Raw genomic sequence first — 13,561 nt, forward strand, 5'->3', positions numbered from 1 at the left:
TTAGAATTGGGGGTTTGTTTTTATTTTAAAAAAACCTTACGCTAAGGCTTGTTTCAAATCTTCCAGTAGATCTTCGATATCTTCGATTCCTACGCTTAACCGGACTAAATCATCTGTGATACCAACTGCTGCCCGTTTGTCTTCCGGAATTGATGCGTGAGTCATCAAAGCCGGATGATTTGCTAATGATTCTACACCTCCAAGGGATTCTGCAAGGGTAAATACGTTAATTTTTTCTAGAAAAGCAATAGCATCTTCTTTTTTACCAGAAACAAAGGTAAACGAGACCATTCCTCCATAACCGCTCATTTGCTTTTTTGCAATTGCATGAAACGGATGGCTTGGCAATCCTGGATAATACACCGTCTTTACTTTTATATGATTGTCTAAAAAATCCGCTACTTTCTCTCCATTCTGACAATGTCTTTCGACACGCAAATGCAACGTTTTTATTCCTCTAAGCACTAAAAAACTATCCATTGGCCCTAATGTAGCTCCAGTTGCAAATTGTTGAAAATGCAATTGTTCCCCAAGCGCCTCCTCTTTTACAATTAAAGCTCCCGCAATTACATCAGAATGACCGCCAAGATATTTCGTGGCCGAATGCATGACAATATCAGCACCTAAGTCTAATGGTTTTTGTAAATAAGGCGTTGCAAAAGTATTATCAACTGCGAAAAGTATTTTCTTTTCTTTGGTGATTTTAGCAATTTCCTGAATATCTGCTAATTTCATCAAAGGATTTGTTGGCGTTTCTACCCAAACTAATTTTGTGTTTTCAGTTATCAATGACTTGAATTTCTCTATGTCATTCATATCCACAAAATGAAATTTTATTCCGGAATCTTTGTAAATACGGGTAAACATGCGATAGGTTCCTCCATATAAATCATCCATTGCTATAATTTCATCCCCTGCCTTGAAAGAACGCAAAACACAATCTGTAGCCGCTAACCCTGAAGAAAAAGCCAATGCTCGGGTTCCGTTTTCAATACTTGCTAATGCATTTTCCAGTGCGGTTCTGGTAGGATTTGCAGCTCTGCTATATTCATAATCCGGATTTATAGGTTGTCCGGGACTTGTTTGTGCAAATGTAGATGTTTGATATACCGGTGGCATAACGGCGCCTGTGCTTGGGTCATGGTGTTGTCCACCGTGAATCACTTTAGTATTAAATTTCATATGTAGATAATATTTGTTTTTGTAGGAATATGGTATCGCCAGATCTTCATTGGTGTTTGAGACAGCTTCTGTCATGGCGATTTCATATCTTCTAATTTTAAAATGCTCGATTGTTTTACAAATTTACCGTTTAATTCATTCTTACCAAGCCTCAAGTAGGTACCACAGTATTTAATTATCTATTACAAGATGAAATACACTGTCTTATTTTCACTTATCCTTTTTTCTGTCACACGTTGCTCTAATGAATTAGTTTTTGAATACCAGAATTTTGTAACGACAACTACATTACCCTGCAAAAAGCCATGTCCTACAATAAGCTTAAAAATCCCAATAGCTAAAGAACTCCCAATTGTAGCAGACAGCATTAATAAAAAAGTATTTTCTGTACTGAATAAAATTATTTATTTTGGCAAAAAGCCATACACTGCATCAAATTACAAGGGACTAACGACTGTTTTTATTGGTTCCTACGAAAAACTCCAAAACGATTTTCCGAATGATACCTTTGGATGAGAAGCTCAGGTTGAAGAAAGCATAAAATTCAAATCTGAAAATATTTTAAATTATAAAAGCATGTCTGACCAACAGTCTTTCGGTTTAATTTACTCCAACAGAGGTCTTTTGGGAATCTGATTCTAAAAACACGAGGACAACTTGTTTTTAGAATCAAAAATTCAATTAGTCTATAGCTTTAATTCGGGATACCATCAGGGCTATCAAGAATCCAAAAATACCTATAAATGCGAATGAAAATCGCAGACTGGATAACTCAGCGATGTACCCTATAATAGGCGGACCCATCAAAAATCCAAGAAAGCTTACGCTGGAAACTGTGGTTAGGGCTACGCTGGGAGAAACGTTTGGTGTTTTCCCGGCAACACTATATACAGTAGGCACAATAGTAGAAACGCCTAGTCCTACAAACATAAAAGCGAGGGTTGCGGGAATAATAAAAGGAAAAAGTACTGCTGTAAAAAGTCCTGCCGAAATCATGATACCACTTATTTGTAAGACTCTTTTTCTTCCAAATTTACGGATCAGTCCATCCCCTAAAAAACGCCCACCTGCCATCATAATCATAAAAGAAGTGTATCCCAAAATCACTAATGGTCCGGGTGCTTTAATAACATCTTTGAAATAGACGCCGCTCCAGTCAAACATAACACCTTCACTGGCCATGCAACAAAAGCCAATGACACCAAGCCAAATTAAACCGCTATCTGGTTTTGAAAACATTTTTTTCTTCTCGACTTGGATCGTTTCTTTGGCTTTGACCAAAAAATTATAATTAAATGCCATCATCAATAGTACTATTCCGGCAACAATCAAAAAATGAACATACGGAGTCAACTCAAATGCCAGCATACCCAATCCTACTAAAGCACCTGTAAATCCGGCAAAACTCCACATCCCATGAAAAGAGGACATAATTGTTTTTTTGAAAAGTACTTCTGTGTAAACACCCTGTGTATTCACGGCTATGTTAGACAAGTTTCCAAAAATTCCAAACACGAATAATCCCAATGACAATTGCCAAGCCGCAACAGCCAAGCCCAAGTTTGTCAAGCTAAAAACATAAAAAAGCAAGGAAAAAATCAAGATCCGATGACTGCCAAAACGAGTGACCAATTTACCGGAAAAAGGCATCACCACCAGTTGTCCTAGTGGCAAAGCAAATAAAATACTCCCTAAATCCCCTTCGCTTAGGTGCAATGCTGTTTTAATATCCGGAATTCGGCTGGCCCAAGTAGCAAAACACAAACCCATACCAAAATAGAACATAGAAACTGCCCAACGAATTCTTTTCAGATACGAAATCTTAGCATCTTTATATGTTTTCTTGAATTTAGCTTTCGTTTTTGACCTTCCTAAAAAGTTTAAATCTATCAAAGTGATTTGTTTTAGAATTTTATTGTGCCAAAATTACAAAAAGCAACGATTGGTTGTGTCAGAGCCACACATTTGATGCAAGCTACAACGTTATTGTTCATAAAAAGTAATTCCCGCGAATTCACTAATTTTCACAAAAGTTTAAAAAAATTAGCGAATTCGCGGTAGATTTTATAGGTCAATTGCTTTTTTTTGAGCGCTACTCTCAATCGCCGCTTCAATAATTCGCATAACCTGAACACCCTCTTGTGCCGTAACCGGTTCTATAGATTCATTTGTAATCGAATGATAAACGCCGTCAAAAAAGTCATAATAATTCCCTTGAAGCGTAGGTGTGATTTCCTGAACCGTTTTGCCTTTTATTTCCGTGTGTAACAACCCTCTTTTTTCAACTGATTCCGTTCCCCAAACATCCAGATTGGGTTTCATTCCTAATTTTAATTCGTCTTCCTGTACATCGCCACGCGGTTTCAGGAATGACCCTTTTTTTCCATGAATAATATAAGCGGGAATCGCTTCCCGGACAAAAAAACCCGCTTTTAATCGGACACGAAAGTTAGAATAATACAGTAAAATATCGATATAATCATCAACCAAAGAATGTTCCCGTGTGATCCGGATGTCAGCAAAAACAGATTGTGGCAATCCAAACAAGCACAAGGCCTGATCGATTAAATGTGGCCCTAAATCCTTGAGAATTCCAGCACCGGAATTGGCGGTTTCTTTGTGTTGTTTTGGACTCAAAAGCGGATTGTACCGATCAAAATGGATTTCGGCTTCTATAAGATCTCCCAAAACTTTCTCTGAAATGATTTTTTGTACGGTCTTGAAATCGCTGTCCCATCGTCTGTTTTGAAAAACAGCAAGCTTCAGTCCTTTTTCTTTGGCGATGGCCGCTAATTCCTGCGCTTGGGCAACGGTTGTGGTAAAGGCTTTCTCGACAATGGCGTGTTTCCCGGCCAACAGCACTTTTTTCGCATATTCGTAATGTGTCTCTACAGGGGTATTGACTACCACCAGATCAAGATCATCCTCTAATAGCTCTTCCATCGTGGCATAACTTTTTACCGAAGGATAATCTTGATGAATCAATTTTTTACTTCGTTCCCAAGAACCAAGCAGCTCAAATCCGGGATGAAATTCTAAAAAAGGAGCATGAAATACTTTTCCGGACATTCCGTAGGAAAGCAAAGCTGTTTTTATTTTTTGCATGGTAGTAATTTTCAAATTATTGGCGTATCATTTTTAAACATGTAAGTACTGTACGTTTTTAAAATTTAGAGGAGTACTATAAATTCTTCTCAACTCATTATCTTTTCAAAATAAAGATTCTTGTTTTTTTAAGCATTTAATGAATTTAAGTTCATAGAAGAATTAAAATGCCTTTATACAGTGTCACTTTATACTTTTTAAAAGTAAAACGTATTTGACTTACCTGTTTCAAAATCTTACTTTTTAGCTCTTTCGTATTGTTTTGGCCATTCGATCTCCGCCTTCAAGTCATGGGCAAATATCAATCCTAAATTTGGATTTCTCAGGGACTCTCTGGCAAATAACACTAAATCCGCTTTACCTGAAGCAACAATCTCCTCGGCTTGGGCGGCAACAGTGATTAAACCTACGGCGCCAGTCCGGATTCCGGTTTCTTTTTTTATGCTTTCTGCAAAAGGGACTTGGTAATTTGGTTCCAACGGAATTTGTTGGTGCGAAACTAATCCTCCCGAAGAAACATCAATCAAGTCCACTCCTTTTTCTTTTAGTATTTTCGAAAGTTGTACAGATTCCTCAGCATTCCACCCGCCTTCTGCCCAGTCTGTTGCCGAGATTCTAACGAATAAAGGCAAGTTTTCCGGCCACTCAGCTTGAACTGCTACAACGACTTCGAGTGTCAATCGGATTCGGTTTTTGAAACTTCCACCGTATTCATCGGTTCTAAAATTAGACAAAGGCGAAAGAAACTGATGCAACAAATACCCGTGTGCGGCATGGATTTCCATCACTTGAAAACCTGCTTGAAGCGCTCTTTTTGTGGCTGATTTAAAGTCGGAAACTACTTTTTGAATTCCTGTTTGGTCTAATGCAATTGGTATTGCTTCATTGTCATGATAGGCTACAGCACTTGGCGCTACTGGATCCCAACCGTCTTGTATTTTAGCTACTTTTCTACTTCCGTTCCATGGTGATGCGGCGCTGGCTTTTCTTCCGGCATGTGCCAATTGGATTCCGGGAATTGAATTCTGACTGATGATAAATTGATTAATTTGCTGCATTTTTTCGATTTGTTCGTCTTTCCAAAGTCCCAAATCGCCCGGAGAAATCCTGCCTTCTGGAGAAACCGAAGTCGCTTCCTGAATGATTAATCCTGCGCCTCCGCTGGCGCGACTTCCCAGATGCACAAGATGCCAATCATTAGCAAAGCCATCATGAGCAGAATATTGGCACATAGGAGAAATTGCAATTCTATTTTTAAGCGTGATGCTTTTTATTTGGAGTGGAGAAAATAATTGAGATGACATAGTAGTAATTTAAGTATGTAATTAAAATAAAGACAAAGGGAATTTCCTTTTAAAAAAAGTAAAGTTACGGGACAGCAGCGAAACGAGGGACTGAATTTTCATTAATTAACAAACATTTAAAACGGTATGGAACAATTATTGCAAAATATACAAATAGAAAACCCTACTTTTGTGAGTTTTAAAATCTAAATTAATAAGAGGATAGGATTGCTTCACTCCTCGCAATGACAAATAAATGGACATAGTTATCAAGCTTTCTCAATTTTTATTGAGCTTATCATTACTGATTATACTTCACGAATTAGGACATTTCATTCCTGCTAAATTGTTTAAAACCAGAGTCGAAAAATTCTACCTATTTTTTGATGTCAAATATTCCCTTATCAAAAAGAAAATTGGCGAAACTGAATACGGTATCGGATGGTTGCCTCTTGGCGGTTATGTGAAAATTTCCGGAATGATTGATGAAAGCATGGACAAGGAACAAATGGCCTTGCCTCCGCAACCCTGGGAATTTCGCTCTAAACCGGCTTGGCAACGTTTGATTATTATGTTGGGAGGCGTTACCGTAAATTTTATTTTGGCTTTCATTATATATATCGGAATGGCATTTGCTTATGGCGATATTTTCATAGCAAATGCGGATTTGAAAGATGGTTTATTGATTGAAAATAAAGCGATGCAAATTGTTGGTTTCAAAACCGGTGATCATATTTTATCTGTTGATGGTGAAAAAATTACCCGATTTGACAATGATCTAACCATGAAGGTTATTATGGCAAAACAGATTCTTATTGAAAGAAATGGTGCGGAACAAGCAATCAAAATGCCAAATGACTTTGTAGACCAATTGTCAAAACAGGAAAAAGTACCATTGGTATCGATCCGAATGCCGTATGCAATAACATCTATCTCCGAAGGATCTTTGAACACTGCCCTGCAACCTAAAGATATTATTACTTCATTAAACGGACAGTCCACAAAATATTTTGACCAAGTAAAATCTGTTTTAGAAAAAAACAAGAATAAAACAATTGCAGCCACTGTTTTAAGAGATGAGAAAGAGATAAAAGTACCTGTTGTTGTTTCTAGCAAGGGAGAATTAGGGATTACTGTTGGGTCATTAGGAATGGCTTCACTTGAAAAACTGGGCTATTACAAAATTAGCAAACAAGAATTTGGTTTCTTAGAATCTATTCCGGTCGGGATTACTAAAGGAAAAGATCAATTAGTAGGATACGGAAAACAGTTGAAAATGATTTTCAATCCGGAGACTAAAGCGTACAAACAAGTGGGAGGTTTCAAAGCCATCTTCGACATTTTTCCTAATACTTGGAGCTGGGAAGTGTTCTGGAACATCACGGCATTGTTATCCATAATGCTAGGTGTAATGAACTTATTGCCTATTCCGGCACTTGATGGAGGTCACGTCATGTTTTTATTATATGAAATCATTAGTGGTAAAAAACCAAGTGACAAATTCCTAGAGAATGCGCAAATGGTTGGTTTCGTATTACTTATAACACTGTTACTATTTGCTAACGGAAACGACATTTACAAGGCAATTGTAGGGAAGTAAAAAAAATTAAAAAAAGTTTTATTTTTGCTTGCAGAAATCAAATTAAGCCCTATATTTGCACCGCTTTACAAGTGAAATAAACTTCATTAATAAGCACACAAAAACGTTCATTCAATATTAGAATAAAGACATATAGTTTCCTTCTTAGCTCAGTTGGTTAGAGCATCTGACTGTTAATCAGAGGGTCCTTGGTTCGAGCCCAAGAGAGGGAGCTTTTTAAAAAGACTTTACAGCAATGTAAGGTCTTTTTTGTTTTAAAGCGGTAGTGAAATCGGGGCTTCATGGCGATTCAGTAGAAAAGAGCAAATTCTAGATTTTGCCAAGTTGCTAGGTTCGTTTATAAAAAAAGGCACACTATTCGGTACCCATCTAAAATCTCGAGGTACCCATTTTATATTCTGACTTGTCATGCCAATTGTTTAACTCTAAAAAACGGAAACATGAATCAAGAAAAACTACAATTCTAATAGTGCCTCTTGCCAAAAACCCACCTCCTTTTTTTAAAGAATCCTATCCTGCCTTTGCTATAATTTTACGCTAATAGTACATTAATTGTATATCTTTGAATTTCGATCACATGACTTATTATTTACAAGTAGGTTCGGGAATAGACAAAGACACTTAATCCTGTTTGAACTTGCGGATTTTAATATCTTTTCTTTCGAATATACATCCAACACCTTTTGTTGATAGTTGCTTCGATTAAGTAAATAGTGTAAAAACGAACTAGAACTGACCTAAAAAAAACCAATACATAACCCTAAATTTAGATTTAATGAAGAAAATTCTTTTCCTCTCTCTCTTTTTTATACTGGCTTGTAAGCCAACTCAAAAAACAGTTATTCCGGCATGGGCCCCTTATGACGAAACCGAAGAACTAGCGAAAAATGCTACCAACGCATCAACAAAAATGCAATACAAATTGATCCAGTCAAAAATTCTGGATAAAAACACTATTTGGGAAAACATAGCACAACAGATAGGTGCTTTTTCCGAGGACGATTATCAAAGACTAAAACCTTTAATCTTAGAACAAAACATTCCCACCATTCAATCCCATATTCAATCTGGCAGCCTTAGCTATGAAACACTGACGCAGTGGTATTTATACAGAATTGTCAAATATGAAAATGATAAAAATAAGATGCTAAATGCAATTGTAGCTATTAACCCTGAAGCAGTTAATGAAGCACGAAAGAGAGATAAAAACAAATCCAATCACGACCATCCAATTTACGGTATACCAATACTTGTAAAAGACAATACAAACGTAAAGGGCATGCCTACCACCGCAGGAACACATTTGTTACGAAACAATACCGCTGCAGATGCATTTATAATTACCCAAATAAAAGATAAAGGTGCTATTGTTTTAGGTAAAACAAACTTAAGCGAATGGGCTAATTTCCTTTTCCTGACTGGTCCTAATGGCTATAGTGCAGTGGGAGGGCAAACGCTTAATCCCTATGGACGGAAAATATTTGACACTGGTGGTTCGAGCTCAGGAAGTGGTGCTGCGGTAGCCGCTAATTATGCAGCGGCAGCAGTGGGAACTGAAACTTCAGGTTCTATTCTTTCTCCTTCGTGGCAAAATTCAATTATTGGTCTAAAACCAACTACTGGTTTATTGAGCCGAACGGGTATTATTCCAATCTCAAGTACATTAGACACGCCTGGGCCAATGACAAAAAATGTTACTGATAGTGGAATCCTTCTTTCGGCTATGAGTGGAGAAGACAATAATGATCCTGCAACCAAGAACAATCCAAAAAACATAAAGTACCTCGATGATCTAAAGTCGGGAACGCTGCAAGGATTGCGATTTGGTGCCATTAAAAGCTTTTTAGGAGATTCAATTTATAAGCAGAGTATCAATACCATAATTAAGTTAGGTGGTATAGTCGTTGAATATGATCCAGAACCAATGAACTTCGACGGTTTTGGCACCATACTTAGTGCCGACATGAAAGTTGATCTCCCTAATTATTTGAATAAATACGCATCAAATGAACTTACTATCCGCTCTATTGCTGACATTATAGCGTACAATAAAAATGATTCGATACTAAAAATTCCCTACGGACAAGGGCGTTTTGAACAAATGCTAGCCGAAAACACTACTGAAGCAGAATTACTGCAAATAAAGGCCAAAATCAAAAAAGAAGGTGTCAATTTTTTTGAAAAACCGATGGTAAAATACCAACTCGACGCTATCTTATCCATAAACAATAATAACGCCGGTCATGCCGCTGCGGCCAACTACCCTTGCCTTACTATTCCTATGGGCTACAAAACAACGGGAGAGCCATGGGGTCTTACATTTATAGCCAGACCGTATCAAGAAGACAGCCTTTTAAAAATGGGATTTGCCTTTGAAAAAGCAACAAAAATTCGAAAATTACCGCAAGACTATAAATAGTTTTAAAAGATTAAAATTAAAAATACCCGCATCTATTAAATCACTTGTACGTTAGTTACAACTTTAATTTAAAGCAAGAAGATGCAAAGCAAAATTGATATTGAAAACCTAATACAGAAACCTGAAATTTCAATGAGATTACTTGAAAACCTATAAAAAGTTAATCATCGAATAAATCACCCGAACTAGCCTCAATAGCTATCGGTAGAACCTTTTTAAAAAAGACTTTACAGCAATGTAAGGTCTTCTTTTGTTTTAAATTCAAAATGCAATTAAGACCTCACCTAGTTCAAAGATAGAAATAGGAAAATTTGTCGATAACCATTTTAACTTGGTTACAAATCTGTGCTTCCATGCAACGCCGTTTAACAACTACAATTACTACTAAATTAATTCTTATATTTGATAAATAACTAGGGATGTGTTTTTCCAATATGCAGTGTTTAAAACTAAAAATGGCAAATCCTTATTGAAGTTTAAAATTTAATAACCACTAACCAATCTATTAAAACCTATGAACCAAACTTATTTTAAAAGAATTCAGTTGAGTATTGTTCTTGTCTTTTTTATAACACTTTCCACTAGCTTAGGTTATGCTCAAAAAAAGAATGTAAAAAACAAAACAACTTCAAATTTTGTCTCAGATAGCATATTTAATGCGCTTAAATGGAGAAATATCGGACCTTTCCGATCGGGAAGATCACTTGCGGTAGCAGGACATGCCAACCATCCTTTGACGTATTATTTTGGTTCAACAGGAGGTGGCGTTTGGAAAACAATTGATGGAGGAAATGAATGGTTTCCTATTTCTGATAGTATTTTTAAATCATCTGCTGTAGGCGCCATTACAGTTGCTCCATCTGATGCAAATGTGGTATATGTAGGAATGGGCGAAGCGGATATGAGATCCAATATCTCTTTTGGTGACGGAATGTACAAATCTGTAAACGGCGGAAAAACTTGGTCAAAATCTGGCCTCGATAAAGCGGATGCAATCGCTAATATTGAAGTACACCCTTCTGATGCTAACATCGTTTTTGTTGCAGCAATGGGAAATCCTTTTAAATCTAATCCAGAACGCGGTGTTTACCGCTCACAAGATGGTGGAAAAACATGGCAATTAGTTCTTTCTAAAGATGAAAAAACGGGCGCCATGTGTGTTCGTATCGATCCTACCAATCCTAGAATTGTTTACGCAACGCTTTGGGAAGGGTATCGTAACGGTCATTCTATGTCATCAGGAGGAAAAGGATCTGGAATGTACAAATCTATTGATGGCGGTGATACTTGGAAATCGCTTAACGAAAAACCAGGAATGCCAGTTGGAATTCTCGGAAAAATGGGAATCGCTGTGTCTCCTGTAAATTCGAATCGCTTGTATGCTTTAATCGAAAACACAAAAGGCGGACTGTATCGATCTAACGATGCAGGCGAGCACTGGGAATTGATTAATGAAGATAAAAATCTTTGGCAAAGACCATGGTATTACATGAATTTACAAACCGATCCTAAAAACGAAAATGGATTAATTGTATTAAATGTAGACGCTTGGAAAACCAGTGATGGCGGTAAAAGCTTTAAAAAAATAAATGTCCGACACGGAGATACACATGATGTATGGATAAATCCTTTAAACCCAGATAACTTTATAATTGGCGATGATGGCGGTGGCGAAGTTACCTTTAATGGTGGGGAAACCTTCACAGAATTAGACACACCAACCGCTCAATTTTATCATGTATCAGTAGACAATGAATTCCCGTATAATATCTACGGAGCTCAGCAGGATAATTCTTCCATTCGGATTGCTTCTAGAACTAGTGGCAATAGTATAGGTCCTGAATCTTGGTACGCCGCTGCAGGTGGAGAAGCAGGATATATCGAGGCAGATCCAACGAATGCTGACATTACATACGGTGGCGAGTACGATGGTCAATTGAGTTCTTACAACAAAAAAACAGGCCAAAGAAAAGATATCTCTCCGTATCCAGAATCGAATATTGGGGCTCCTTCTAATGCTAAAAAATACCGTTTTCAATGGACGTACCCAATTGTTTTTTCACCTCACAACCCAAAAAGAATGTATGTTACCTCTCAGGTTGTACACGTGACGGAAGATCAAGGTCATTCATTTGAAATTATAAGTCCTGATTTATCCCGAAATGATCCAAAAACTACAGGAGAAACGGGCGGACCAATAACTAAGGATCAAACAGGAGCAGAAGTATACGCTACCATATTCACCCTCTCAGAATCACCGCTAGAAAAAGGGGTAATTTGGACCGGATCTGATGACGGATTAGTACATATCACTAAAAATAATGGGGCAAATTGGGAGAATATCTCATTACCAACAACAGTATTGCCTGACTTTTCTTTGATTAGTATGATTCACACTTCAGAACACGAAAAAGGAAAAGCATATTTAACAGCCAATAAATATATGTACGGCGATCGTACACCGTATATGTTCAAAACGGTTGATTATGGAAAAAGTTGGACTAAAATAACCAATGGGATTCCATCTGATGAATATTGCAGAGTATTGCGTGAAGATCCTAACAAACCTGGATTACTGTTTGCTGGTACTGAGCGAGGCGTTTATGTTTCCTTCAACGATGGGGATTCTTGGCAAAAACTAAACTTGAATTTACCGGTTACTCCTATCCGAGATTTAAGAATTCAAAAAAGAGAAAAGGATTTAATCGTTGCAACGCACGGTCGATCTTTTTGGGTATTAGATGATATTACACCGCTTTATGAAATAAAAGACAAAACAGTAAAAGGAGACAAACACCTTTTCAAACCACGTCCTGCTTATAGAATGCAAGGCGGACAAAGCGATGACATGAGTTCAGGAACTAATGCGCCAAATGGAGTAATTGTTCGTTACTTTTTCAAAAAGAAACCTTCATCTGAGATAAAATTACAGTTTTTGACACCAAAAGGAGATACGATAAACACCTATTCTTCCACTAAAGACATGAAGGGTGAACCGATGAAAATTTCCAAGGAATTTTATCAAGATCCAAAAAAAGAGCAAGCGGGTTTCATCACCGCAAAAGCAGGTATGAACTCCTTTGTATGGAATATGCGCTATCCAAATGCAACTGCAGTTGACGGAACTAATGTAATGTGGGCAGGGTCTGGTATTGGCGCAAAAGTAGTACCGGGATCTTATATTGTTCGGTTAATTGAAGACAAAACCATTATTGCAGAGGCAGCTGTTGAAATCAAACTTGATCCTCGAATGACCACGAGTGATGCTGATTTAAAAGAGCAATTTGACTTGCACCAAAAAGTAAATAAAAAAGTCAATGAAGCTCATCTCGCGATTAACCAATTGCGAAAAATACGCACACAAATTAATGGATACATAGCTACTGTAAAAGATACTGTGGCAGTCAATCAAATGAAAAAAATGACGAAATCGACTCTGGAAAATTTGGATAAAATTGAGTCATCATTAATGCAGCCAAAAGCTAAAGCACCACAAGATGTGTTAGCTTTCCCAATTCAATTGAACGATAAAATGGCTGGATTAGGATCCAATATTTCGTCATCGGAATCAAAACCAACCCGAAATGCTTATGTTGTTTATGAAGATTTAGCTATGAAAATAGATGCCGAACTCCAGAAAATAAAAGATATCGTGGATAACGATGTCAAGAAATTTAATGCTTTTGTAATGAAACAGCAAATTCCTGCCATTATTTTAGATAAGGAAATAAAATAATTAGATCGTATCAATCTTGTCAAATGGAGCGCAGTCGAGATTTAACTGCTAATCTGTCCCGAGGGGCGAGCCCAAGAGAGGAGCTTTTTAAAAAGACTTTACAGCAATGTAAGGTCTTTTTTGTTTTAAGGCTTTAGTGAAAGCCGGGCTTCATGGTGATTAATGAGAAAAACTATCTTGTTTTGCAAAAACCGTTCTGTTTCAAAAACAGCAGTCATTCTCCTTTTAAAATTTGA

The 13,561-nt window shown here is 37.2% G+C and carries 8 protein-coding genes and 1 tRNA gene; 5 read left to right on the forward strand and 4 right to left on the reverse strand.

What is annotated here, in order from left to right; genetic code table 11:
• Window positions 1-36: 36 nt before the first annotated feature.
• Complete coding sequence (locus EKM02_RS03440) at window positions 37-1,182, reverse strand: cystathionine gamma-synthase (protein ID WP_126452108.1); 1,146 nt, start codon at window positions 1,180-1,182, stop codon at window positions 37-39.
• A 189-nt stretch (window positions 1,183-1,371) separates the two neighbouring features.
• Between EKM02_RS03440 and EKM02_RS03445 the strand changes: the two genes are divergently transcribed.
• Window positions 1,372-1,698: a hypothetical protein gene (locus tag EKM02_RS03445; protein WP_126452110.1), complete on the forward strand. Its 327-nt coding sequence runs from the start codon at window positions 1,372-1,374 to the stop codon at window positions 1,696-1,698.
• A gap of 165 nt (window positions 1,699-1,863) precedes the next feature.
• Here EKM02_RS03445 and EKM02_RS03450 read toward each other — a convergent pair whose 3' ends face one another.
• The 3 genes from EKM02_RS03450 to EKM02_RS03460 form a co-directional block, all read right to left on the reverse strand.
• The gene (locus EKM02_RS03450; RefSeq protein ID WP_126452111.1) at window positions 1,864-3,075 is read right to left on the reverse strand and encodes an MFS transporter; all 1,212 of its coding nucleotides are present in this window, start codon (window positions 3,073-3,075) and stop codon (window positions 1,864-1,866) included.
• Between the two features lie 171 nt (window positions 3,076-3,246).
• Window positions 3,247-4,287 carry a Gfo/Idh/MocA family oxidoreductase gene (locus EKM02_RS03455; RefSeq protein WP_126452113.1) on the reverse strand — a complete coding sequence of 347 codons (1,041 nt, stop codon included), beginning with the start codon at window positions 4,285-4,287 and terminating at the stop codon, window positions 3,247-3,249.
• A gap of 236 nt (window positions 4,288-4,523) precedes the next feature.
• A complete protein-coding gene (locus tag EKM02_RS03460) occupies window positions 4,524-5,591 on the reverse strand; it encodes an NADH:flavin oxidoreductase/NADH oxidase (protein ID WP_126452115.1) in 1,068 nt (355 codons plus the stop codon).
• Window positions 5,592-5,826: 235 nt separating this feature from the next.
• Here EKM02_RS03460 and rseP point away from each other — a divergent pair, with 235 nt between their 5' ends.
• From rseP to EKM02_RS03480, 4 genes are all read left to right on the forward strand, one after another.
• Window positions 5,827-7,170: an RIP metalloprotease RseP gene (gene rseP / locus EKM02_RS03465; RefSeq protein ID WP_126452117.1), complete on the forward strand. Its 1,344-nt coding sequence runs from the start codon at window positions 5,827-5,829 to the stop codon at window positions 7,168-7,170.
• Window positions 7,171-7,308: 138 nt separating this feature from the next.
• A tRNA-Asn gene (locus EKM02_RS03470) sits at window positions 7,309-7,382 on the forward strand.
• A gap of 563 nt (window positions 7,383-7,945) precedes the next feature.
• Window positions 7,946-9,589: an amidase family protein gene (locus EKM02_RS03475; protein ID WP_126452119.1), complete on the forward strand. Its 1,644-nt coding sequence runs from the start codon at window positions 7,946-7,948 to the stop codon at window positions 9,587-9,589.
• Window positions 9,590-10,103: 514 nt separating this feature from the next.
• Entirely contained in the window at window positions 10,104-13,325 is a 3,222-nt protein-coding gene (locus EKM02_RS03480) for a WD40/YVTN/BNR-like repeat-containing protein (protein ID WP_126452121.1), read from the forward strand.
• The last annotated feature ends 236 nt before the right edge of the window (window positions 13,326-13,561 follow it).

The organism is Flavobacterium sp. RSP49 (assembly GCF_003968735.1).
Classification (GTDB): domain Bacteria; phylum Bacteroidota; class Bacteroidia; order Flavobacteriales; family Flavobacteriaceae; genus Flavobacterium.